The organism is Klebsiella sp. 2680 (assembly GCF_900198535.1).
GTDB classification, from domain to species: Bacteria; Pseudomonadota; Gammaproteobacteria; order Enterobacterales; family Enterobacteriaceae; genus Klebsiella; species Klebsiella indica.
Genome location: NZ_FZNJ01000002.1, coordinates 211,827 through 232,093, shown reverse-complemented (window position 1 = coordinate 232,093; position 20,267 = coordinate 211,827). Strand labels below are relative to the sequence as shown.

At 54.5% G+C, this 20,267-nt stretch carries 20 protein-coding genes and 3 pseudogenes; 13 read left to right on the top strand and 10 right to left on the bottom strand.

Annotated elements, in window-relative coordinates:
- The first annotated feature begins 76 nt into the window (after positions 1–76).
- A complete protein-coding gene (locus tag FN037_RS08485; protein WP_142502001.1) occupies positions 77–517 on the top strand; it encodes a GNAT family N-acetyltransferase in 441 nt (146 codons plus the stop codon).
- Positions 518–717: 200 nt separating this feature from the next.
- Here the strand turns inward: FN037_RS08485 and tam are convergent, their stop codons facing one another.
- Positions 718–1,488 (bottom strand): trans-aconitate 2-methyltransferase, encoded by a 771-nt coding sequence (gene tam, locus FN037_RS08475; RefSeq protein ID WP_142502000.1) that lies wholly within the window; start codon positions 1,486–1,488, stop codon positions 718–720.
- A 700-nt stretch (positions 1,489–2,188) separates the two neighbouring features.
- Between tam and FN037_RS08470 the strand changes: the two genes are divergently transcribed.
- From FN037_RS08470 to FN037_RS08450, 5 genes are all read left to right on the top strand, one after another.
- Positions 2,189–2,536, top strand: coding sequence for a hypothetical protein (locus tag FN037_RS08470; RefSeq protein WP_260607827.1), 348 nt, complete (start codon positions 2,189–2,191; stop codon positions 2,534–2,536).
- 74 nt (positions 2,537–2,610) lie between these two features.
- Positions 2,611–2,979, top strand: a complete 369-nt coding sequence (locus FN037_RS08465; protein ID WP_138362788.1) for a copper-binding protein — start codon at positions 2,611–2,613, stop codon at positions 2,977–2,979.
- 13 nt (positions 2,980–2,992) lie between these two features.
- On the top strand, positions 2,993–4,240 hold the full coding sequence (locus FN037_RS08460; protein ID WP_142501998.1) for a TolC family protein: 1,248 nt from the start codon (positions 2,993–2,995) through the stop codon (positions 4,238–4,240).
- Complete coding sequence (locus tag FN037_RS08455; protein ID WP_142501997.1) at positions 4,240–5,709, top strand: efflux RND transporter periplasmic adaptor subunit; 1,470 nt, start codon at positions 4,240–4,242, stop codon at positions 5,707–5,709. The genes FN037_RS08460 and FN037_RS08455 overlap by 1 nt, the downstream gene beginning before the upstream one ends.
- On the top strand, positions 5,706–8,819 hold the full coding sequence (locus FN037_RS08450) for an efflux RND transporter permease subunit (RefSeq protein WP_142501996.1): 3,114 nt from the start codon (positions 5,706–5,708) through the stop codon (positions 8,817–8,819). The genes FN037_RS08455 and FN037_RS08450 overlap by 4 nt, the downstream gene beginning before the upstream one ends.
- A gap of 35 nt (positions 8,820–8,854) precedes the next feature.
- Here the strand turns inward: FN037_RS08450 and FN037_RS08445 are convergent, their stop codons facing one another.
- Together FN037_RS08445 and FN037_RS08440 are read right to left on the bottom strand one after the other, a co-directional pair.
- Positions 8,855–9,145 carry a hypothetical protein gene (locus FN037_RS08445; RefSeq protein ID WP_142501995.1) on the bottom strand — a complete coding sequence of 97 codons (291 nt, stop codon included), beginning with the start codon at positions 9,143–9,145 and terminating at the stop codon, positions 8,855–8,857.
- Positions 9,146–9,446: 301 nt separating this feature from the next.
- The gene (locus FN037_RS08440) at positions 9,447–9,839 is read right to left on the bottom strand and encodes a VOC family protein (protein WP_142501994.1); all 393 of its coding nucleotides are present in this window, start codon (positions 9,837–9,839) and stop codon (positions 9,447–9,449) included.
- A 59-nt stretch (positions 9,840–9,898) separates the two neighbouring features.
- On the opposite strand from FN037_RS08440, the pseudogene FN037_RS08435 reads away from it, so the two are divergent.
- Positions 9,899–10,186 (top strand): annotated as a pseudogene (locus FN037_RS08435) (LysE family translocator); the annotation flags it as partial.
- Positions 10,187–10,674: 488 nt separating this feature from the next.
- Positions 10,675–10,767: pseudogene (locus tag FN037_RS08430) on the top strand (LysE family translocator); the annotation flags it as partial.
- 49 nt (positions 10,768–10,816) lie between these two features.
- Here the strand turns inward: FN037_RS08430 and FN037_RS08425 are convergent.
- Positions 10,817–11,107 (bottom strand): hypothetical protein, encoded by a 291-nt coding sequence (locus FN037_RS08425; RefSeq protein ID WP_260607826.1) that lies wholly within the window; start codon positions 11,105–11,107, stop codon positions 10,817–10,819.
- On the opposite strand from FN037_RS08425, the pseudogene FN037_RS24575 reads away from it, so the two are divergent.
- Positions 11,091–11,225: pseudogene (locus FN037_RS24575) on the top strand (nitronate monooxygenase); the annotation flags it as partial. The gene FN037_RS08425 and the pseudogene FN037_RS24575 overlap by 17 nt on opposite strands.
- A 140-nt stretch (positions 11,226–11,365) precedes the next feature.
- Here the strand turns inward: FN037_RS24575 and FN037_RS08415 are convergent.
- Entirely contained in the window at positions 11,366–11,557 is a 192-nt protein-coding gene (locus FN037_RS08415) for a hypothetical protein (protein ID WP_138362383.1), read from the bottom strand.
- 70 nt (positions 11,558–11,627) lie between these two features.
- A complete protein-coding gene (locus FN037_RS08410; RefSeq protein ID WP_142501993.1) occupies positions 11,628–11,837 on the bottom strand; it encodes a YdgH/BhsA/McbA-like domain containing protein in 210 nt (69 codons plus the stop codon).
- Between the two features lie 308 nt (positions 11,838–12,145).
- Between FN037_RS08410 and FN037_RS08405 the strand changes: the two genes are divergently transcribed.
- Positions 12,146–12,745, top strand: a complete 600-nt coding sequence (locus tag FN037_RS08405; protein WP_142501992.1) for an inorganic diphosphatase — start codon at positions 12,146–12,148, stop codon at positions 12,743–12,745.
- A 69-nt stretch (positions 12,746–12,814) separates the two neighbouring features.
- On the opposite strand, the gene FN037_RS08400 is transcribed toward FN037_RS08405, so the two are convergent.
- The 4 genes from FN037_RS08400 to FN037_RS08385 all read right to left on the bottom strand — a co-directional run bounded on the left by FN037_RS08400 (position 12,815) and on the right by FN037_RS08385 (position 18,059).
- Positions 12,815–14,527, bottom strand: coding sequence for an ABC-F family ATP-binding cassette domain-containing protein (locus FN037_RS08400; RefSeq protein WP_142501991.1), 1,713 nt, complete (start codon positions 14,525–14,527; stop codon positions 12,815–12,817).
- A 344-nt stretch (positions 14,528–14,871) separates the two neighbouring features.
- On the bottom strand, positions 14,872–16,569 hold the full coding sequence (locus FN037_RS08395; protein ID WP_138362379.1) for an NAD-dependent malic enzyme: 1,698 nt from the start codon (positions 16,567–16,569) through the stop codon (positions 14,872–14,874).
- 183 nt (positions 16,570–16,752) lie between these two features.
- Positions 16,753–16,893, bottom strand: coding sequence for a stationary-phase-induced ribosome-associated protein (gene sra, locus FN037_RS08390; protein ID WP_138362378.1), 141 nt, complete (start codon positions 16,891–16,893; stop codon positions 16,753–16,755).
- A 314-nt stretch (positions 16,894–17,207) separates the two neighbouring features.
- Positions 17,208–18,059, bottom strand: coding sequence for a Vmh family MBL fold metallo-hydrolase (locus FN037_RS08385; protein WP_142501990.1), 852 nt, complete (start codon positions 18,057–18,059; stop codon positions 17,208–17,210).
- Positions 18,060–18,172: 113 nt separating this feature from the next.
- Between FN037_RS08385 and FN037_RS08380 the strand changes: the two genes are divergently transcribed.
- The 3 genes from FN037_RS08380 to FN037_RS08370 all read left to right on the top strand — a co-directional run bounded on the left by FN037_RS08380 (position 18,173) and on the right by FN037_RS08370 (position 20,213).
- Complete coding sequence (locus tag FN037_RS08380) at positions 18,173–19,099, top strand: LysR family transcriptional regulator (RefSeq protein ID WP_142501989.1); 927 nt, start codon at positions 18,173–18,175, stop codon at positions 19,097–19,099.
- Positions 19,074–19,553 (top strand): GNAT family N-acetyltransferase, encoded by a 480-nt coding sequence (locus FN037_RS08375; protein ID WP_142501988.1) that lies wholly within the window; start codon positions 19,074–19,076, stop codon positions 19,551–19,553. Before FN037_RS08380 ends, FN037_RS08375 begins: the two co-directional genes overlap by 26 nt.
- A gap of 228 nt (positions 19,554–19,781) precedes the next feature.
- Positions 19,782–20,213, top strand: coding sequence for an OsmC family protein (locus FN037_RS08370; protein WP_138362374.1), 432 nt, complete (start codon positions 19,782–19,784; stop codon positions 20,211–20,213).
- Positions 20,214–20,267 lie beyond the last annotated feature (54 nt).

Sequence of the window (20,267 nt, the reverse complement as noted above, 5' to 3'; positions counted from 1 at the left end):
GATGAATTGTGTGCCGATGCTTGAAGAAATGATCCGACAGGAAAATAATGGATTATCCGTATGAGGAGACAGATCGATGGCCATTGAGGTTCGTGAAGTGGGTCAGCAGGACAAAGCACAGTGGTTGCTGCTTTGGGAAGGCTATACTGGGTTTTATGGTAACCCACAGCGAGAAGAGGTCACGGAGTATACCTGGCAGCGTATGCTTGATCCCGGTTCATCGGTTTTAGGTCGTGTGGCGGTAGTGGATAACCGGGTGGTGGGGTTTGCGGTATGTGTGCTGCATGAAGGAACATGGGTGACAACGCCCATTTGCTATCTGGAAGATCTGTTTGTTGACCCGCAGGTGCGCGGCCGCGGTATCGCCAGAACATTGATGCAGGCGCTGCATAAGGAAGGAAAAGAGAAAGGGTGGTCGCGACTCTACTGGCATACCCGAACCGATAACCCGGCCCGGCATCTGTATGATGAATTTACGCCAGCGGATGACTATGTTCGTTATCGTGTGACGCTCTGAAAGTCGGAAATTAAGAAGTTATTAAGATTTTCCCTGTAAAACAGGGGAAACGACTCAGGAGAAACAAAATGGAAAAACGCATAGAGGCGGTTGTCAATTTAATTATGTTTCTTTCATTGCTGGCTACGGCGTGGGATCTCTCCCTGGTGCATCATCTTTCCTGGTAAGCCGGACGATACGGCACCGCCGGTGCCGTGATTTTATCCTTCTGCTGCCGACGACCGACAGGCGACGATAAACAGGCGAGGAAACAGCAGTAATACTTTTCCGTTACACTGTAACTTATAGTGCTGCTTAAGCAGTTCCAGATAACGCTTAAGAAATCTCTCCCGTTGCTGATCATCCAGCGGTTGTAAAAATGGCCGAAGGCCTGTCGACTGTAGCCAGTCAATAATAGCCTGATGCGAATCGAGGGGATGATAGTAAGTTGTACGCCAGATATCCACCTCGCAGCCGCATGCGGTCAGAATATCGTAATACGCCTGTACACCGGGTAACGGAAGGCGACCCCCTTGCGGAAAATCCAACTCTTCCGCTACCTGCCGCATCAGGGTATGTGAGGGTTCCTGCCAGTTATCAGGCATTTGTACCGCCAGCACACCGTTTTTCGCAAGATTATTCACCAGATGAGGAAGGAGCCGCTGGTGATCCGTCAGCCACTGCAATGAAGCATTAGCGTAAATCACGTCAGCCGGGCGTGCAGGATGAAAGGTGGTGATATCCGCATTGATAAACTGGCAGTCGGGTAGCGTTTGCGCGGCCTCTTGCAGCATCGCCGGTGAATTATCGACGCCGACAATCGTCGCTTCTGGCCAGGCATCGCGTAACAGTGCGGTGCTGTTGCCCGGCCCGCAGCCCAAATCTACCGCCAGTCTGACGGGATGATGGGCGATGCGGGCGAGGAGTTCAGCGGCGGGGCGCGTGCGTTCCGCGCCAAATTTCAAATACAGAGAAGGATTCCAGTCTGCCATAGGGGGCTCCGGTTGAGGGATAATCCACCACCAGCATATACTGCAATGCTTATCTGGCAAAGCGTCGGCAACATCATCATAACAATCTCGGCCATACTGCAATTTACAGGCGAGTCCTCACCCTGTCCGCACAGGGAAGTCTGGTTACCAGGATTCGTGTCTGCCAAATTTGTCGCTCTCTGGCTGCATTGTTCGCTCCGCGGTGGTCAACGTATGAGCGGTTTAAATTAGTTGTGGTATATACCCGTCATACTTCAAGTTGCATGTGCGTTGGCTTTCCTCGTTCACCCCAGTCACGTACTGGAGTACGCTCCCGGGGATTCACTGCCTCGCCGCCTTCCTGCAACTCGAATAATTTAGGGTATATCTCTTATTTAAAATCACAAATAAATAACATCTGTGTTATTTATTGAATACAATTACTGATGGCCAACATGGCAGCAAAATGCCAGACATTTAAAATGCAATGGCCATATATCTTCACCACAACGAAAGGTCAAATTGTTTTTTGCCATGCTGTGTAAATAATTATAGAGAAACTTCATTTATATATTTAGCTGAAAAATCGCGTTTAATTATTCTGATGAGTGTGATTTAATTCATCGGTCGTTTTATTGTGAATATCATTATGATCCAGTCCATACAGGTATTATTCAAACAAGCAACCCGGCGCAGGCTTCGTATACGCGCAGGGCTTGTTATGGCCTGTTGGCTACTACTTAATCTTCAGTTAGCTGTCGCAGCGCATCATAGCGGGCAGCAGCAACCAGTCACGACGCAGCTTCAGGTTCATCATGTTGTCGATGGCAGGGTGATTATGCCGGGTATGGAAAACGCAGGCCAGAAAGTGATCTGCGATAAACACTGCGGCCCGGATAGCGCACAGCCTAACGCTTCCACCTCGCTACAACTGAATGCATTGACTGGCGACACCGCCTTAGTTGTTGTTTCTCCACAACAGGAGATTTGCGCTGAACGTATAGACTGGCATACGCCGCCCGTCACTGGCCCACCGGCTGAAATACGCTTCTGCCGCTTCAGAGAATAAATCACCGTTAAAAAACATCCATCAGATCGGCCCGGTTTGCGGGCGACTTACTGTTTTTTTTCGGAGATTTTATTATGCGTTCGACCTCTATTTTTCTGGTTATCACCAGCGTTCTGACCCTTTCCACCGCTTCATTTATCGCCAGCGCTGAAGAGAGCGCCATGCATCACCATAATATGTCTGCAATGGCAGATATGCCGGGTATGAATTCGCAGGATAATAGCGCACCGATTTATTCCGCCAGCGGCGTAATAAAAGCCTGGCGTGACAATGCTGTCGCGATCGCCCATGGTCCGGTGACACAACTGAACTGGCCCGCGATGACCATGAGTTTTGCACTTGATGATTATCAGGGGGAAAAACTCATGGCAGGACAGCGGGTCGATTTTACCTTCCGTCAGACTGATTCCGGCTACGCGCTCGTTTCCATTACCGCGCTATAACCTCGGAGTCATTATGCACATCTTAAATAAGGCGGCCCTGGGGCTGCCACTTCTGCTGTTGCTGATATCAACCGGCGGGCAAGCGACGACGCTGACAGAAGCCTTATCGGCGGCGGAAAGTTATTCCGCCGAACTTTCCGCCAACGATTATCAGGTTAACGCATTAAAAAACAGGGCGGATTCCGCTCTGCAACTGCCCGATCCGAAGCTGAAACTGGGGATTGAGAATGTCCCGATCGGCGGAAACAACGGTCGTCGTCTGACCCGCGAGGGCATGACCATGGAAAAGGTCGGCATAATGCAAGAATACATCAGCAGCACCAAGCGCGAGCGTAAAGCCGACTCGATAACCGCCGAGGCGCGGCGAGCTGCCGCCAATGCGGATGTTATTCGCGCGAGACTTCAGCGGGAAACCGCTCAGGCGTGGCTGGATCTGGCGGTGGCGCAGAAGTCGCTGCGTTCGGTTCAGGCACTGATTAGCGAGACGTCCCGACAAATCGGGGTGCAAAAAGCGGGCGTCAGCAGCGACAGCGTCACGCCCGGTAGCGTGCTGGACGTTCAACTGGCGCTGAACGCCATGAGAAATGAGCAGGATAACGTCCGTCGCGACGTGCAGATTGCTCAGGCGCGGTTAATGCAGCTTACCGGCAAGGATGTCCGCGATATCTCCGGCCCGCTACCGCGTATCGAGCGATTGCCTGCCGATGAGGCCACCTTGCTTGAAGGCGTTAAGCTCCATCCGGAAGTGATTCAGGCGGCGCGAGAAGCCGATCTGGCAAAAGCGAAGTCGGGGCAGTCCGCCGTGGCGGCGATCCCCGATGTCGGGGTCGAGGTCTATTACGCCAGGCGCGGGGACGATTACGACGATATGGTCGGTGTGATGTTTACCGTCGACCTGCCTGTTTTTCAGGGTAAACGCCAGGACAAAGATCACGCCGCCGATGTCTCCCGCACCTATGAAGCCAATGATCGGTTGACCCTGCTGGTGCGCGAACACCAGGCGCAGCAGTATCAGTTGATCTCGCAATACCATGCCGCGAAAGCCATTTATGACCGCCAGCAAAACGACATTTTGCCGCTGCTGCGCAAAAAAGTGAGCCTCGTCAACGCCCGCTATCGGGCTGGCGGCGGTGGGCTGATGGAACTGCTCTCGGCCCGGCGTGATCTGCTTAACGGCGAGATCGCCAGTAATAATGCTGAGAAAGCGCTCGCTAATGCGTGGGCCGCCATTCGCTACCTTATTCCGCAGGATGTTAAATAATGAAGCTTAAATCTGTTCTTTTTTTTGTGGCGCTGGCCGTCATTCTTGCCATAACGGGTGGATACTGGCTGGGCTCGCGTAACGTGTCGATGTCATCCGTTGAGAAGCCGCACAACCCGGCGGAACGTAAAGTGCTGTACTGGTACGATCCGATGAGCCCCGGCACGCGGTTTGATAAACCGGGAAAATCACCGTTTATGGATATGGATCTGGTCCCGCGCTATGCCGATGAAGGCGAGGGGGATGACGCCGGTGGGGTGCGAATCAGCGCCCGTGTGCAGCAAAATCTTGGGGTGCGCACGGCTAACGTTTCCCGCCAGCCGCTGGCGCCGAAGCTAAATGCCTTCGGGACGGTCGCCATTGATGAGCGCAGCGTTGAGACGGTTCCGGCGTTGGCCACAGGCCTGATTGAGAAACTCCACGTCAACGCCTCTCAGCAGTTTGTTAAAAAGAACGAGGCGCTGGCGGAACTGTGGATTCCCCAGTGGGCGGCAGCCCAGCAGGAGTATCTGGCGGTGAGACAGCTTGGCGATCGCGGGCTGACTGCCGCCGCACGCGGCCGCCTGCAACTGCAGTTTATGCCGGAAGCGATTATCCGCAGCGTCGAGCGCAGCGGCAAGCCGCAAACCCGCATGACCGTTCGTGCGCCGCATGAGGGGTATATCAGCAAGCTTGATGTCCGTACTGGCGCGCAGGTGACGGCAACGCAGCCGCTGTTCGAGCTGGCCAGCCTCGATCCGGTATGGATAGTGATTGATTATCCAGAAAACCAGGCCAGCTTGCTGCACGTTGGAAGTCAGGTGACGGCGACCACCCGCAGCTGGCCTGGCACCACCTTTCAGGGAACGGTGAGTGAACTGCTTCCTGACCTTGAGACCAGCACCCGCACGCTGAAAGCCCGCGTGGTCCTCACTAATCCGCAGCATCGGCTCAAACCGGGAATGTATGTAAACATCCAGTTGGTTGATGAGACTCAGGGGAGTGCGGTTCTGACTATTCCTGAAGAGGCGCTGATCGTTACGGGTGCCAGCAATCGGGTGCTGATCGCCGACGGCGAGGGGCATTTCCGACCGGTGGAAGTGATCGCCGGGCGTACGCAGAATGGTCTGGTTGAGATTAAATCCGGTCTTGCAGAGGGACAGAAAGTGGTCACCTCCGGTCAGTTCCTGATTGACTCCGAAGCCAGTCTGCGCAGCGCGTTGCCACAGCTTTCCGGGCAGAGCGAAGAGAGAAAAAACTACTCAACGCATGGCGTTATCAAAGCGCTGAACGGTGAGACGGTGACCATTGAGCATCAGCCGGTCGCCGAACTGAAATGGCCGGCAATGACCATGGATTTCGCTATTACGCCGCAGCAGCGCCAACAAATCCGCCCCGGCGAGTCGGTTATGTTTAGCTTTGCCCTTACCGATGACGGGGCGCGAATCACGACAATAATGCCGATGAGCGGCGCTAAGGAGTCGCTATGATTGCCGCCGTTATCCGTTGGTCATTGCGCAATCGCCTGCTGGTACTGTTGGCGGCGTTTATTATGGCTGCCTGGGGCGTCTGGTCGGTGCAGCGAGCACCGCTGGATGCGTTGCCGGACCTCTCCGATACCCAGGTGATCATTCGCGTGAGTTATCCCGGTAAAGCGCCGCAAATTGTGGAAGACCAGGTAACCTATCCGCTCACCACCACGATGCTGTCGGTGCCGGGAGCGAAAACCGTGCGCGGTTTTTCCATGTTTGGCGATTCTTACGTTTACATACTGTTCGATGACGGGACCGACCCGTACTGGGCGCGCTCCCGGGTACTGGAATATTTAAGCCAAATCCAGAGCAGTCTGCCGCCGGAAGCGAAAGCATCGCTGGGGCCGGACGCCACCGGTGTAGGTTGGGTGTTTGAATATGTGCTCACCGATAAAAGCGGTCAGCATAGTCTGGGCGATTTGCGGGCAATTCAGGACTGGATCATTAAATATGAACTGAAAACTGTGCCGGATGTTTCGGAAGTTGCCAGTGTTGGCGGGATGGTGAAAGCGTATCAGGTGATCCTCAATCCCGATCGGCTGCGGGCGCTGAATGTCACCCATGAACAGGTCATTAGCGCGATCCAGAGCGCCAACCAGGAAGGAGGCGGTTCAGTGCTGGAAATGGGCGAAGCGGAATATATGGTGCGCACCACCGGCTACCTGAAGTCTATTGATGATTTCAATCAGGTGGTAATCGCTTCGCGCAACGGCGTGCCGGTGCTGCTTTCCGACGTCGCCAGCGTGCGCCGCGGCCCGGCGATACGTCGCGGGGTCGCCGAGCTGAATGGCGAAGGCGAAGTGGCGGGCGGGATTATCATTATGCGCTCGGGCAAAAACGCCCTGACCACCATTAATGCGGTGAAGGCCAAACTGGCGGAGGTGAAAAAAAGCCTGCCCGCAGGAGTAGAGATTGTCCCGGTCTATGACCGATCGCAGCTGATTAAAAATTCGGTCGAAACCCTGACTCATAAGCTTATTGAAGAGTTTATCGTCGTTGCGCTGGTTTGCTCGCTATTTTTGTTCCACTTCCGCAGCGCGCTGGTGGCGATGATCACGCTGCCGCTGGGGATCCTCGGCGCGTTTATTGTCATGCACTATCAGGGCGTCAGCGCCAATATGATGTCGCTTGGCGGCATTGCGATAGCCATCGGGGCGATGGTCGATGCGGCAATCGTGATGATTGAAAATATGCATAAGGTACTGGAGCAGTGGCGGCACGATCATGCCGAACGCCAGCCATCTTCCGCCGATTACTGGCAGATAGCTCAGCGCGCGGCATCGGAAGTGGGGCCTGCGTTGTTTTGCAGTCTGTTGATTATCACCCTGTCGTTTATTCCGGTATTCACCCTTGAGGCGCAGGAAGGCAAGATGTTCGCACCGCTGGCGTTCACCAAAACCTGGTCGATGGCGGTGGCTGCAGGGCTGGGGATCACGCTGGTTCCGGTGCTGATGGGGTATTTCATTCGCGGCAAAATCCCTGATGAAACCGCCAATCCGCTTAACCGCTGGCTGATCCGCGCCTATGAGCCGCTGCTGGACAAGGTGTTGCAGTGGCCGAAAGTGACGCTGACGGTGGCCGGGCTGCTGCTGGTTGCCACGCTATGGCCGCTGTCCCGGCTTGGCAGCGAGTTTCTGCCGCAAATTGATGAGGGCGATCTGTTATATATGCCCTCGACGCTGCCGGGGATCTCCAGCCGTGAAGCCGGACGCCTGCTGCAACAGACCGACCGTCTGATTAAGACCATTCCAGAAGTGCAAAGCGTGTTCGGCAAGGCCGGACGGGCGGATAGCGCCACCGATCCGGCGCCGCTGACCATGCTGGAAACCACCATCCGGTTAAGGCCCAAAAGTGAATGGCGGCCCGGCATGACCATGGATAAGCTTATCAGCGAGCTGGACAATACGGTGAAGGTTCCGGGAATCGCCAACGTCTGGGTTCCGCCGATTCGTAACCGCCTGGATATGCTGGCGACCGGCATTAAAAGCCCGGTAGGCATCAAAGTGAACGGCAATAATCTTGCGGAAATTGAAAAAACCGCCGAGGAAATCGAACGCATCGTGCGTAACGTGCCGGGGGTGACATCGGCGCTGGCCGAACGCCTCGACGGTGGTCGTTATATTGATATCAATATTGACCGGGTGAAGGCGGCACGTTATGGCGTATCGGTGAAGGAGCTACAGTCGGTGGTCGCCAGCGTCGTGGGCGGCGATAACATCGGTGAGACCATCGAGGGGCGCGAACGCTATCCAATAAGCGTCCGCTATCCGCGTGAAATCCGCGACTCGCTGCAAAAGCTGCGCGATTTGCCGGTGGTAACGCGTGGCGGGGCGCAGGTGGCGCTCTCTGAACTGGCGGATATCGCCATCACTGATGGACCGCCGATGCTGAAAAGCGAAAATGCCCGCCTGTCGGACTGGATCTACGTCGATATTCGCGGGCGCGATCTGAAATCCGCCGTTGACGAGATGCAGAGTAACGTCAGCAAGCAGCTCACGCTGCCCGAAGGCGTCTCGCTGACCTGGTCCGGGCAGTATGAGTATCTGGAGCGCGCCACGGCGAAGCTGAAAATCGTGCTGCCATTTACCCTGATGATTATTTTTATCCTGCTTTACGTCACCTTCAGTAAGGTTAAAGACGCGCTGTTGATCATGGGCACCTTGCCGTTTTCACTGATCGGCGGCGTCTGGCTGCTGTGGTTGCTGGGCTACAATCTGTCGGTAGCGGCAGCCGTCGGCTTTATTGCCCTTGCGGGCGTGGCGGCGGAGTTCGGGGTGATTATGGTGCTCTATTTAAATCAGGCAATCGCCAAACGACACGGCCAGCTTGATGACCAAAGCCTCAACGAAGCGATCCATGAAGGGGCGGTGCTGCGTGTCCGTCCGAAAGTGATGACCGTGGCGACAATTATGGCCGGACTGCTGCCGATTATGTGGGGAGGCGGTACCGGCTCAGAGGTGATGCAGCGTATTGCCGCGCCGATGATCGGCGGGATGATTACCGCGCCGTTACTGTCGATGCTGGTGATCCCGGCGGTTTACCGCCTGATGCACCGTAAAAAACGCTAATACCGGACATCCGGGTCAGACGGCCCGGGTGTAAATTATTCGGCGTTTTTAAGATCTTCCGCGCGTTTAGCGGTGGCGTAAACAAAATCCAGCATCGGCTCAAGGTCGGTATCATAGCCAGCCTGAATAATTTTGCCGCGTAACCATTCGATCTCACTGGTAATATCCGGGTGGAAGATATTGTTGTCCTGAGCTTTGCGCAGCCATTTCAGCAGGAAATTATTTTTCCCCCGGACGCCACCCGATTTTTTCGATTTTGTATATATTTTCAGTGCGACCAAAACGCAGTAATAAAAATGGACGCGCTGATTAAAACTTTGGTGCATGTTTTTATTTCCCGCCAGATCAGGTTGCGGACGGGCATGGACCTTAAATCATACGATCTCTGATATTCACCCGTACCACCATCGCGCCTCTTTGCCGGGCGCTGACGCGATGGTGGCATGGAAGCCGAATTGCAGTCAAATATTGATTAGTTTTTTGCCAACATTTGCGTCAGACATCGCTCGACGCATATTCCTCAGCGCCGCAATAAACCAGCACGTTATTGCAGGTAAATTCACGAACTCGATATAACACCAGCCGGTTAGCGCGATAATCAATACATCGATAAGTGGTGTAGCCGATTTAGAGTATCCAGCGTCTGTTTTGCAGCACCACGCGATAACCATCGTGATCGACAAAGGTTTTGCCGTTCACATTCCAGTACGGATTAAACGCGCTGACCAGTATGAAACCGGCGGTCAGCATTTTTCCGCACTGCTCCTGCCATGCTGCGGCTTGCGGGTAATAGAGCACCAGTAAATCCTCCGCGCCGGGTGAGGGCGTGAGCGGATGATGATGGCAGAGGGTGAACTCCAGATGCCAGCCAGTATCCCGGTGCCCGACCATCACACCGCTAAAGCCGTCATGATCGGAAAAACTCGCTATCTGCGCCAGGCCAAGGCCTTCGCAGTACATTTTACTACTCAGTGCAAGATCGGAGACCGGCCTGGCGATGCGCATATGGTTAAATGTCATAATAACCTGTATTGATAAAGGGTTGGTCAAATGACTGTATCTGTTTTTGCGGCAGTCATTTGTCGCGAAGAGCCTTTATTCTTGCCTGTTCTTTTGCCGCGCTTCTGCTGACGCTTACCCCAGGCCTTGATACTCATTAATTTTGCGCACATCCACCGCGGAAGGCGGAAAAAAGTCTTTCAGGCGGCACTGGGGATTGATACAGGGTGTTTTATCTGGGGGCGGCGGTCGCTTTTGGTCTCGGGGCGTTGCTGGCGGCATCGGAGCTGGCGTATGACTTGCTGAAGTGCTGCGGAGCCGTCTACTTATGCTGGCTGGGTAGTCAATTAATACTCAGACCCCGTCGTAATGCCGTTCACTTAAGCAAATCATCGGAGTTGTCTTTTGTTTTATTTTCCTGTGGCAATCGCATTATCGGTGGTTTAAACGAAAATCTGATTCAGTTGATTCGCTTACTGAGCTGATACGGGCTGAAATATAAAGGATATAACTTTTTTATGATTTTCAGCCTCTGAAAAGCCCCTGACGAATAACGGACTCACCGCATGGGGGTTGGGCGCATCAAGGAAACCTGGCGGGAACGCAGGCGCGCATCCAGGACTGGTCGCCAGGACGGCGGCCAGAGGGCGGGTCGAGACAGGGACGTCGAGTCCCGCCCGGTCCGCCAGATGAAGCCGGAGTGGAGCGGACCGCGGAGCGGCAGGTTTTCAGCGCAATGCCGGGGGTGCAGGGGGACGGGCGAAACGTCCCCCTGCCCGTTCACACGCTGTGGATATAACGAATATCCGCGAGTTTATAGTGAACGGAACAGACCACGGAATCTGAATGGGTGAAATTGAAAACACCGACCTTCGTTCAATGGATGGATCGCGCGACCGGCGGTCTCTTTATGCTGTTTGCCGCCAGACTGGCTTTCAGCCACCGATAAAATATCCCGGACATGAATGTCCAGGACTCAGCAGTACCCCGCGTCATATTCACTGTTCAGCTAAGCATCTGGTATCGTTCAATCCCGCGTTAATCGTGGTGTCGATCATGCTGCTGGTTCTGGCACCCGGTAACGCATCATGATCGGACGCTGATTCAAGGAGCTGGCGCATTTGATTCAGAGCCGGAGAGGAATAGTCTTTACGCCAGATAAGTTGCGTGATCGCCTGTCCAACCGGCTGCACCTGGTTTCCCGGAGGCAGATACAGAGTGTCGAGTACGCTTTGAGGCAGCAGGCAGGCGTAGCCACCGGAGGCGACGCAGGCCAGCGCGGCAAGCATTCAGGGGGATTACCAGTATGGCGCTCACTGGGCAGGACAGGGAGTTAATCTTATTCGCGAGCTTCCTGCGGCTGAGCTGATACGAACTTTGATTAAAGAATGCGGGTTTATAGAGTAACGTGACGTTCTTTTCTTTTATAGCCTTGAACGACTGCTTTTTGCGAATTTTGAATAAGGGAATCACCGGCGGATAATGGGTGGGGAAAGGGCAGGAAAAACAGGCGCCAACGGATATTTCCGCTCGCGCCATGTACTGTCTTACTGAAGATTATTTGCCGTCAGACTCTCTTTATCAAAAGCATGGCTGACATCAATATGATTTTGATGCACCGAGGTATCAATATTTGCCCCCGCTTCTGGTTGAGTAAAACTATGTTCTGCGGCCACCACACCGGACGAAAGCGAAGCAGCCAAAAGCAGTGCGGTGATCATCACGCTGATATTTTTCATGTTTTGTTCCTTCTCTCATCGTGCTGTCGTTGTCGACTGTCTCTTTTGGCGGCCCGGCGATGTGTTAATTTTATTTAGTCAGTTCAGCGGTCATATGCACGCGGTTATTGAACTGAGCGCTGGTAATTTTGTAGGACGAATCTTGTTTGGCTGCCTGGGCGGCAATTTTCGCTTCTGCGCGGTCCAGTGTTGCAGCGCTGGCGCTGATGCTTTGGGCAAAAGAACCGAAGGAGATCATTGAGAGAGCGGCAACTGAAACGAAAATTTTGATGGATTTCATGGTCGTATTCCTTAAGCATTTTGTGTGTAGAGGAGCGTTTTTGCCCCGATGTGATAAATAATATGCCGACCATTCGCTGATTAAAATCGAAACAATTTGCGGATATTGTTCATAAAATTTGAATAAATTATGCAGGCAGAAAATGATTGTTATACACCGGACTCATCGCGTAGCGGAACAGAAGGGCGACGGAGGTAAGTGCCCGGATTTCGCCATCACCTTAGTGAAATATTATCGTCATATTTAATTCATCCGTTCCCTTTATCGTTTTGGTTTTCAATTTCTTATAACAATAGAGCGATAATACAATGCATCTGGTAAAAACTATCCTTACCGCAGGGCTTCTGCTTTCCGCAGCCGCCCAGGCACAGAACGTACTGGACTTCCCGCAGCCGAAAAACAATCCGGAAGAGTTTTACGCCGTGACTGAAATCCCGGCGGGCGGCATTATCAAATATGAAACCGACGCCAAAACCGGCTTTCTGATTGCCGATCGCTTTCAGTCGATGCCGGTGGCCTATCCGGCTAACTACGGTTCACTGACTCAATCTCTGGCTGGCGATGGCGATCCGCTGGATGTGGTGTTTTATACCCGTGCGCCAATGGCCCCAGGGACGCTAATCAAACTGCGCGCCATTGGCGTACTAAAGATGATTGACGGCGGCGAGAAGGACGACAAAATCATTGCCGTTCCGGCAAGTAAAATTGACCCGACCTACGACGACATCAAAAATATCAGCGATCTGCCGAAGATTGAGCAGGAGCGTCTGCAGGCCTTCTTCCGCGTTTATAAACAGCTGCCGGATGGCCGTAAAAAAGTTGAGCTGGACGGTTTCAACGATGCCGCCACGGCGAAGCAGGAAATTAAAGCGGCATGGGATGCCTGGAAAGAGAAAAATCCGCAATAGATTAAAAAAACAGGCCCACGACCGGGGCGAATGCGTTCCCGGCGCGGATATCCCCGCCGGGAACGACATTTAACTTAACAGCGCGTTGATGGCTGCAATCTCTTCACGCCACTGCGCCTGTCGCTGCGGTTTTTGATGCTTTAGCTTGCGGGCGAGATCGTCGGCCAGCAGTTGCTCAAGCGTCAGCAACCGCTCCAGCAGCGCATCATGATTCATGACCGGCTCACTGGTGATTACCGGCCAGGGTTGCCTCGCCGGAAGAGAATTGCGGTTTCGCAAAACATCGTAGACCTCCTCGGCGCTATGCCATTCGTTCAGCCCGTGCTCATCAATCAACCAGAAGCGATTGCAGCTCATGTCGATCAGTTCGCGATCGTGACTCACCAGCAGCAGGCCGCCGGGGTAATCACGCAGCGTGGCCGCCAGCGCCGCTTTGCCATCCATATCCAAATGGTTGGTGGGCTCATCCAGTAGCAGCAGGCTATAGCGGGCCAGCGACAGACCGACGAATAGCAGACGCGAACGTTCGCCGCCGCTTAAGGTGCCGACTTTTTGCCCGTGACGCGACCAGGTAAACCCGGCGGCGATCAGCGCCCGCTTGCGCGTTTCCGCTGCCGGTTCAAAGGATTCCAGCGCGTCGAGAAGTGTGTCGCCATCCGCCAGTTGGCGCAGGGTCTGGTCGTAATAACCCGCCTTCAGTCGCGGGTGCAGACGCAACCCGTTATCCGCCTTCTCCTGTTGCATTTGCCGCCACAGCAAACGCAGTAGCGAGGATTTACCGCAACCGTTACGGCCCATAACCGCCACCCGATCGCCGCTTTTCAGGCGCATCAGACTAGCGGTGAACAGGGCGGGCAGACCCGGCGCCGATGGCACGGCGAGCTGCTCCATCTCCAGCAAGCTGTCCGCCCGCAGCGCGTCGCCGTGCAGCGCCAGCCGCCATGGCGTTCCGACGGTGAGATCGGTCTGGCTCTCCTTCAGGCGTTGTACCTGCTTTTCCATTTGCCGGGCCTTGCGCGAGAGATCTTCGTTATCATACGTCCGCCCCCAGATAGCCAGCCGTTTGGCGCTGGCGGTAACACGGTCGATCTCTTTTTGCTCCGCTTTATGGCGCAGCGCGTCGCTGGCGTCCTGTGCTTCCAGCGCCCGGCGGGCGGCGCTGCAGGGCAGGGAGAAGGCGTGCAGGGTTCTGTCACGCAGGATCCAACTGCAGTTAGTTACCGCATCCAGTAATGTATTATCATGCGATACCAGAACGAAACTCCCCTGCCAGGTTTGCAGGAAGCTCTCCAGCCACAACAGGGTCGGCAGGTCGAGGTGATTTCCCGGTTCATCGAGCAGCAGGAGATCCGGTTGCTGGATCAGCGCTCTGGCAAGCAGCAGTCGGGTATGCTGACCACCGCTCAGGGTTGACGTTTGCTGCACAATCTCCGCTGACGTAAACCCCGTCTCCGCCAGTAATCTCTCTGCCTGCCAGCGCTGGTGCTCTCGGTCAATGGCGGGAAGTTTTGCCAGCACCGCCTGAAGCAGAGGCTGCGCTAACAGCGTATCCGGCAGATGCTGCTCAACCCGCGCCATCAGGCAGTGGTTTGCCAGTGACACGCAGCCGGAAGTGGGAACGATAGTGCCGTCCAGCACCTGTAATAGCGTGCTTTTGCCGCAGCCGTTATAGCCGATAAGGCCAATGCGGTCGCCTTTTTTCAGGGTAAAAGAGAGATCGGTGAACAGCGGGCCAAACGCCGTATCAGCATGGAGAGATTGCGCAGTTAGTAATGTGCTCATTGTGAACTTACTCAAGAGTTACAGGCGTAAAAACGCCTCGTCAAACATCGCTGACGATAACCCGGTAAGCCCGAGGGAAGGGATTCAGACGTTGGTTTCTTCGCTCAAGCCGAAGTTATCGCAGCACGATACCGATAACGCTTGAGCAGGTGCGATCGCCAAATGTATGTGAAAAATTAAACATTTCACAGTACGGCATGGGATCCTCCTTTTCTATTCAGTTGGTTGATGGGTGTCTGCAGTGTAGAGGGCAAAAGGCGTTTTGGCTAGCGCTGAACGAAACGGAGACAACTGAGGAAAAGTAACAAGCCGGACCTGAACCTCAGGCCCGGCCGTGCTGCCGCTTAAATTGATGTCCGGCGGTAGTTTCGATACTCAGGCTGCCAGAAGTTATCCGCAATTGCCTGCAACAGCGCTTCGGCGGAGGTTTTCACCGCCACGCCTTGTTCCTGCGCAACTTTGCCGACAGCAAACGCAATAGCGCGGGAAACGGTCTGTATATCCTTGAGCTCAGGCAGGACCGGCCCTTCACCGTTATTAACCAGCGGCGAATGTTTTGCCAGGGTTTCGCTGGCGACCATCAGCATCTCGTCGGTCACGCGGGATGCGCCGGAGGCGATAACGCCGAGCCCAATCCCCGGGAAGATATAGGAGTTATTGCACTGAGCAATGCGATACTGTTTGCCTTTAAGCGTGACCGGCGCGAACGGACTGCCGGTGGCGACCAGCGCTTCGCCGTCGGTCCAACTGAGAATATTCTGCGGCGTCGCTTCCACGCGGGAGGTCGGGTTGGACAGGGGCATCACAATCGGACGCGGGCAGTGTTTATGCATTTCGCGGATAATCTCTTCGGTAAACAGCCCCGGCTGACCGGAAACGCCGATGAGAATATTCGGTTTCACATTACGCACGACGTCGAGTAACGACAGGACATCATTGGTGGTGTCCCAGTCTTGCAGATGTTCCCGTTTTTGCACCAGTTTGCTCTGGAACGACAGCAGGTTCGGCATCGCATCGGTCAGCAGACCAAAGCGGTCAACCATAAACACGCGTTTGCGGGCCTCTTCTTCGCTTAAACCTTCACGCTGGATCTGGGCGATGATTTGCTCGGCGATCCCGCAGCCCGCGGAACCGGCGCCGAGGAAGACAATTTTCTGCTCGCTTAGCTGGCTGCCCGCGCCGCGGCTGGCGGCAATCAGCGTACCGACGGTTACTGAAGCGGTGCCCTGAATATCATCGTTAAATGAGCAAATTTCATGGCGATAGCGGTTAAGCAGCGGCATGGCGTTTTTTTGCGCGAAGTCTTCGAACTGCAGCAGAACGTCCGGCCAGCGGGCCTTAATCGCCTGGATAACGTCATCAACAAACTGGTAATACTCGTCGTCGGTGATGCGCGGATGACGCCAGCCCATATACAGCGGGTCATCCAGCAGTTGCTGATTATTGGTGCCGACATCCAGCACAATCGGCAACGTGTAGGCCGGGCTGATGCCGCCGCAGGTGGTATAGAGCGACAATTTACCGATAGGAATGCCCATCCCGCCAATACCCTGATCGCCGAGGCCAAGAATTCGTTCGCCGTCGGTCATCACGATCACCTTGACGTTATGGTTTGGCACGTTTTGCAGGATATCGTCGAGGTTGTTACGGTTCTGCCAGGAGATAAATACGCCACGGGCGCGACGATAGATCTCAGAGAAGCGTTCGCAGGCGGCACCGACGGTGGGGGTGTAAATCACCGGCATCATTTCGTCGAGATGATTGCCGACCAGGCGATAAAACAGGGTTTCGTTGGTATCCTGGATGTTGCGCAGGTAAATGTGTTTATCGATCTCGGTCTTAAAGCCCTGATACTGGATCCAGGCGCGCTCAGCCTGTTCTTCGATGGTTTCCACCACTTCCGGCAGCAGGCCCAGCAGATTAAAACTGCTACGCTCTTCCATACTGAAGGCGCTGCCTTTGTTGAGAAGAGGAAACTCAAGCAGAACGGGACCTGCATATGGGATATAAAGAGAGCGGTTTTTCTTATGAGTAAATTGCATCGCACTAACTCCTTGATGATCGCTTCAGCCCATGCGCGGCGACAGGCGAGGGGCTGGCAGGAAATTGCAGCGGCCAGAGTATAGAGCAGATGACATCAAAGAAGGGTAAATATCCGGGCGATAGTATTAAAAAACACCATCCGCAGGAAGGGACGGTGTTTTTATCATCATTCAGCTGAAAATTTATCCACCGCGGCGTTTGCGCCCGGTGGCGTGGACGTGGTTAACCGTAGTTTCTTCATCGCCCTCCAGCAGCACTTTTTTCTGCCGGGAAAGTTTGTAGTTCAGACCGAGAAGATGACGTGCCTGATGGTTCGATTTCATTCTTACTCCTTTATCCTGTTGCGGTTTCAAGGACAAGCCCGACCTGCGCCGGACGAAATTTAACCCTAAGTACACCGCCCGTTTTGGGGCAGTGATAATTATCGTGGTCCAGTTTGCCTGGATTGGCAATGCTGAAAGCACAGATTAACAACGCCCGCTCGACGGGAGTAACGGACGAACCGTCCGTATTGCCCGGAAGGCTGACGCCTTACGGGGCTGCGGGATAAATTCGGGCCAGGCTGGATCTGGCGTTAGCCGCCGTCCGGCAGGAATCGTGAGCCCGTGGTTATCCATTGTTGCTGGTTAACGGGGGATTACCACTTCATTTCGCCGGTATTCACTTTTGCGCTCAGCGCCAGCGAACTCTCTTCCGCGAGCCCCGGCCAGCGCTGTTTCATCACCTTAATGACGTCTGCGGAATCTTTATGCTCTTTGAGCGTCTGCTCAAATTGGATCAGATAATCGCGGGTAAAGACAATCGCGCGATCGCCTGCTGGCAGCGTGCCGAGATAATGACCGGGGATCACCCGTTGCGGATGCAGAGCAGCCATCTCGTCAAGGGTATTGATCCACTGCTGACGGCTGGCGACGCTTTGGGTATCCGCTGTCCAGACGTGCATCCCCCACGCGACGCCGGTACCGCCAAGAATCGCTTTGTTCCCCGGTATCCAGACAAAGGCGGCATAATTCTGTGGCTGGCGGATCTCGACTTTTTCGCCATCGATAGTGAAGCTGTTAGCGGCAATCACCTGTGGAACGTAAATCTGTTGCGGCGCGCCGTCTTTCATCTGCGGGCCCCAGTACGCCAGTTTGGCCGCTTTGGTGGCATTGATATGTTTCACGACCTCAGCGGTGGCTACCACGTTTGCATCCGGGAAGGCTTTAACCAGCGGCTGCAGGCCAAAGTAGAAATCAGGATCGCCGGACGTGATGACGATGCGGGTGAGCTTTTTACCGCTTTTTTTAATCATATCAACCAGTTTGTCACCATCTTTACTGCTGAACTGGGCATTAAATAACACGGCTTCATGGGGGCCGGAGACGAGAGTGGAGTTGACGGCGAAAATACCGTTCTCCTGCGGATTGTAGGTTTGCAGCGTTAAAGGGGCGGCCAGTAGTGTGGTGCTGAACAGCGTGGTGGCGATAGCAAGGGCAGATAATTTCATATTGGTTTCTCTCCGTCAGATGAATAGACGCTATTGTACGGATTTCTGGATTTGCGAAAATTCCTGAAAAAAGAGATGCTGAGTTTCATAAAACGTGCAGATGGAAACGGAAAATGGATCGGGTGATCGCCGCGCAGGTGTATATGCGTATTTGTGAACTGGGGAGTTTAAGCGCCGCCGCGCGCGCGCTGGGGATGTCGCGACCGATGGTTAGCCGCTATCTGGAACAGATGGAGCAGTGGGCAGGAACCCGGCTGATCCATCGTTCAACCCGTAAGCTGACCTTAACGCCCGCCGGGGAAAAGGTGCTGCAAAAGACGCGAACGCTGACGCAACTCGCGGATGAAATCGCCGGGCAATCCGAACGGGCGATCCCCAGCGGTACGCTGCGGGTTGCCTGCGCCCATTTCACCGCCATGCAGCTTATCTCACCGCTCTTACCGGATTTTCTTGCCCGCTATCCGCAGCTGCGTCTTGAACTGGATATCAACAACCATCCAGTGAGCCTGATTGGCGAGCGGATCGACGTAGCGATTCGTATTACCGATAAGCCGGAGCCGGGCGCTATCGCCCGCCGCCTTGGCGTCTGCCGTTCCGTGCTGTGCGCCTCGCCGCGCTGGTTACAGCACCACGGACCGCTGCGAACGCCGGAGGATTTGGCGCATCACAATTGCCTGCACTATAGCCATTTCGCCAGCCAGAGCTGGCAGTTTACCGATCCTGCTGGCGACAAGATCGCGGTGGCGGTGTCCGGTAATCTTAGCGCCGGGATCTCTTCGCTGCTGCTGGAGGCTGCGGTTGCCGGTTGCGGCATCGCCATGCTGCCGGAACTGGAGGCGCAAAGGGCGCTGAACAGCGGCGCGCTGAAACGGGTGTTACCGGCCTGGCAGCCGAAAGCGCTGGGCGTGTATGGCGTTTATCTCTCACGTGATTATCCCCCGAGCGCATTGCCGCTATTTCTCGAAGCGATTCAGCAGACGCTGACTCAAACTACCGGAAGACAAGGAACCGCCAATGATTTTGTTTCGCCCGATGCGTAATGACGAGTACCCGGCTTATCTCGACTATTTTCTCCCCGATTATGCCGCAGAAATTGCGGCCAACTATGGCCTTTCATCGTCGGCCGCGCTGGCTCAGGCGCAACAGGAAATCGCGGAGGCTTTACCCGCTGGCGTCAATACCCGCGGCCAGGTTCTGCTCTGTTTACTCAATGATGTTGAGGGGAGAGAAACGCCGATTGGCTATCTCTGGTACAAGCCAGATGAGCCAACGCGCTCTGCGTTTATCTGCGATTTTTATATTTTTCCGACCGTTCAGGGCCAGGGGTTGGGTAAACAGACTATGGTTGCCTTTGAGAATGAACTGAAAAACAGAGGTATCAGGCAAATTAAATTGCGGGTTGCCGGGGATAATCAACGCGCTCGTCATCTCTATGAAGCCACCGGATTCCGCGTCACCGGCGTCAATATGAGCAAAAATATCACAGCGGATTGAACTGACGAAAAAAGCGTGCGCCGTCCAAAGGGGTAAAGGGCTTCTATACTTAGAGCCTATCCCACCAGGCGTTATTGGCGCAGACAGTTTGAACACGGCCAGCGCGGAAGAACCGGAGCGTACACGTAGTACGTGAGGATTCTGAGCACTGCCCAGGTTCAAAATGACAAGCAAAATAGCCCTAATGGGATAGGCTCTTAACCCTTTAATGTCAAAAAGGAGCGAATAATGGCAATTCATAAGAAAGGTCAGGCGCATTGGGAAGGGGATCTGAAAAGTGGTAAGGGAACCGTCTCTACCGAGAGCGGCGCGCTCAATCAACAGCCTTATGGTTTCAACACGCGCTTTGAAGGCGTAAAGGGGACCAATCCGGAAGAGCTTATCGGCGCCGCCCATGCCGCCTGTTTCTCTATGGCGCTCTCGCTGATGCTCAGTGAAGAGGGCTATACCGCCACTTCTATTGATACCGTGGCGGTGGTGACGCTGGATAAATCCGGCGGCGGCTTTGCGATCACCAACATTGCGCTACAGAGCAAAATCGTTCTGCCGGGCGTTGATGCCGACGTCTTTGACGGCATTATTCAGAAAGCGAAGGCTGGCTGCCCGGTATCACAGGTGCTGAATGCTGAGATAAGCCTCGACTATCAGCTTAACCCTTAACCTCTCTGGTGCCCGCTACCGGCGGGCATTTCCTGGGTTAACGCCACCGTTGGC

What these genes read in the sequence shown, in the direction of transcription:
- FN037_RS08485 (WP_142502001.1), top strand. Translation starts at nt 77, where the DNA reads ATGGCCATTGAGGTTCGTGAAGTGGGTCAGCAGGACAAAGCACAGTGG.
- tam (WP_142502000.1), bottom strand. Translation starts at nt 1,488, where the DNA reads ATGGCAGACTGGAATCCTTCTCTGTATTTGAAATTTGGCGCGGAACGC.
- FN037_RS08470 (WP_260607827.1), top strand. Translation starts at nt 2,189, where the DNA reads ATGGCCTGTTGGCTACTACTTAATCTTCAGTTAGCTGTCGCAGCGCAT.
- FN037_RS08465 (WP_138362788.1), top strand. Translation starts at nt 2,611, where the DNA reads ATGCGTTCGACCTCTATTTTTCTGGTTATCACCAGCGTTCTGACCCTT.
- FN037_RS08460 (WP_142501998.1), top strand. Translation starts at nt 2,993, where the DNA reads ATGCACATCTTAAATAAGGCGGCCCTGGGGCTGCCACTTCTGCTGTTG.
- FN037_RS08455 (WP_142501997.1), top strand. Translation starts at nt 4,240, where the DNA reads ATGAAGCTTAAATCTGTTCTTTTTTTTGTGGCGCTGGCCGTCATTCTT.
- FN037_RS08450 (WP_142501996.1), top strand. Translation starts at nt 5,706, where the DNA reads ATGATTGCCGCCGTTATCCGTTGGTCATTGCGCAATCGCCTGCTGGTA.
- FN037_RS08445 (WP_142501995.1), bottom strand. Translation starts at nt 9,145, where the DNA reads ATGCACCAAAGTTTTAATCAGCGCGTCCATTTTTATTACTGCGTTTTG.
- FN037_RS08440 (WP_142501994.1), bottom strand. Translation starts at nt 9,839, where the DNA reads ATGACATTTAACCATATGCGCATCGCCAGGCCGGTCTCCGATCTTGCA.
- FN037_RS08425 (WP_260607826.1), bottom strand. Translation starts at nt 11,107, where the DNA reads ATGCTTGCCGCGCTGGCCTGCGTCGCCTCCGGTGGCTACGCCTGCCTG.
- FN037_RS08415 (WP_138362383.1), bottom strand. Translation starts at nt 11,557, where the DNA reads ATGAAAAATATCAGCGTGATGATCACCGCACTGCTTTTGGCTGCTTCG.
- FN037_RS08410 (WP_142501993.1), bottom strand. Translation starts at nt 11,837, where the DNA reads ATGAAATCCATCAAAATTTTCGTTTCAGTTGCCGCTCTCTCAATGATC.
- FN037_RS08405 (WP_142501992.1), top strand. Translation starts at nt 12,146, where the DNA reads ATGCATCTGGTAAAAACTATCCTTACCGCAGGGCTTCTGCTTTCCGCA.
- FN037_RS08400 (WP_142501991.1), bottom strand. Translation starts at nt 14,527, where the DNA reads ATGAGCACATTACTAACTGCGCAATCTCTCCATGCTGATACGGCGTTT.
- FN037_RS08395 (WP_138362379.1), bottom strand. Translation starts at nt 16,569, where the DNA reads ATGCAATTTACTCATAAGAAAAACCGCTCTCTTTATATCCCATATGCA.
- sra (WP_138362378.1), bottom strand. Translation starts at nt 16,893, where the DNA reads ATGAAATCGAACCATCAGGCACGTCATCTTCTCGGTCTGAACTACAAA.
- FN037_RS08385 (WP_142501990.1), bottom strand. Translation starts at nt 18,059, where the DNA reads ATGAAATTATCTGCCCTTGCTATCGCCACCACGCTGTTCAGCACCACA.
- FN037_RS08380 (WP_142501989.1), top strand. Translation starts at nt 18,173, where the DNA reads ATGGATCGGGTGATCGCCGCGCAGGTGTATATGCGTATTTGTGAACTG.
- FN037_RS08375 (WP_142501988.1), top strand. Translation starts at nt 19,074, where the DNA reads ATGATTTTGTTTCGCCCGATGCGTAATGACGAGTACCCGGCTTATCTC.
- FN037_RS08370 (WP_138362374.1), top strand. Translation starts at nt 19,782, where the DNA reads ATGGCAATTCATAAGAAAGGTCAGGCGCATTGGGAAGGGGATCTGAAA.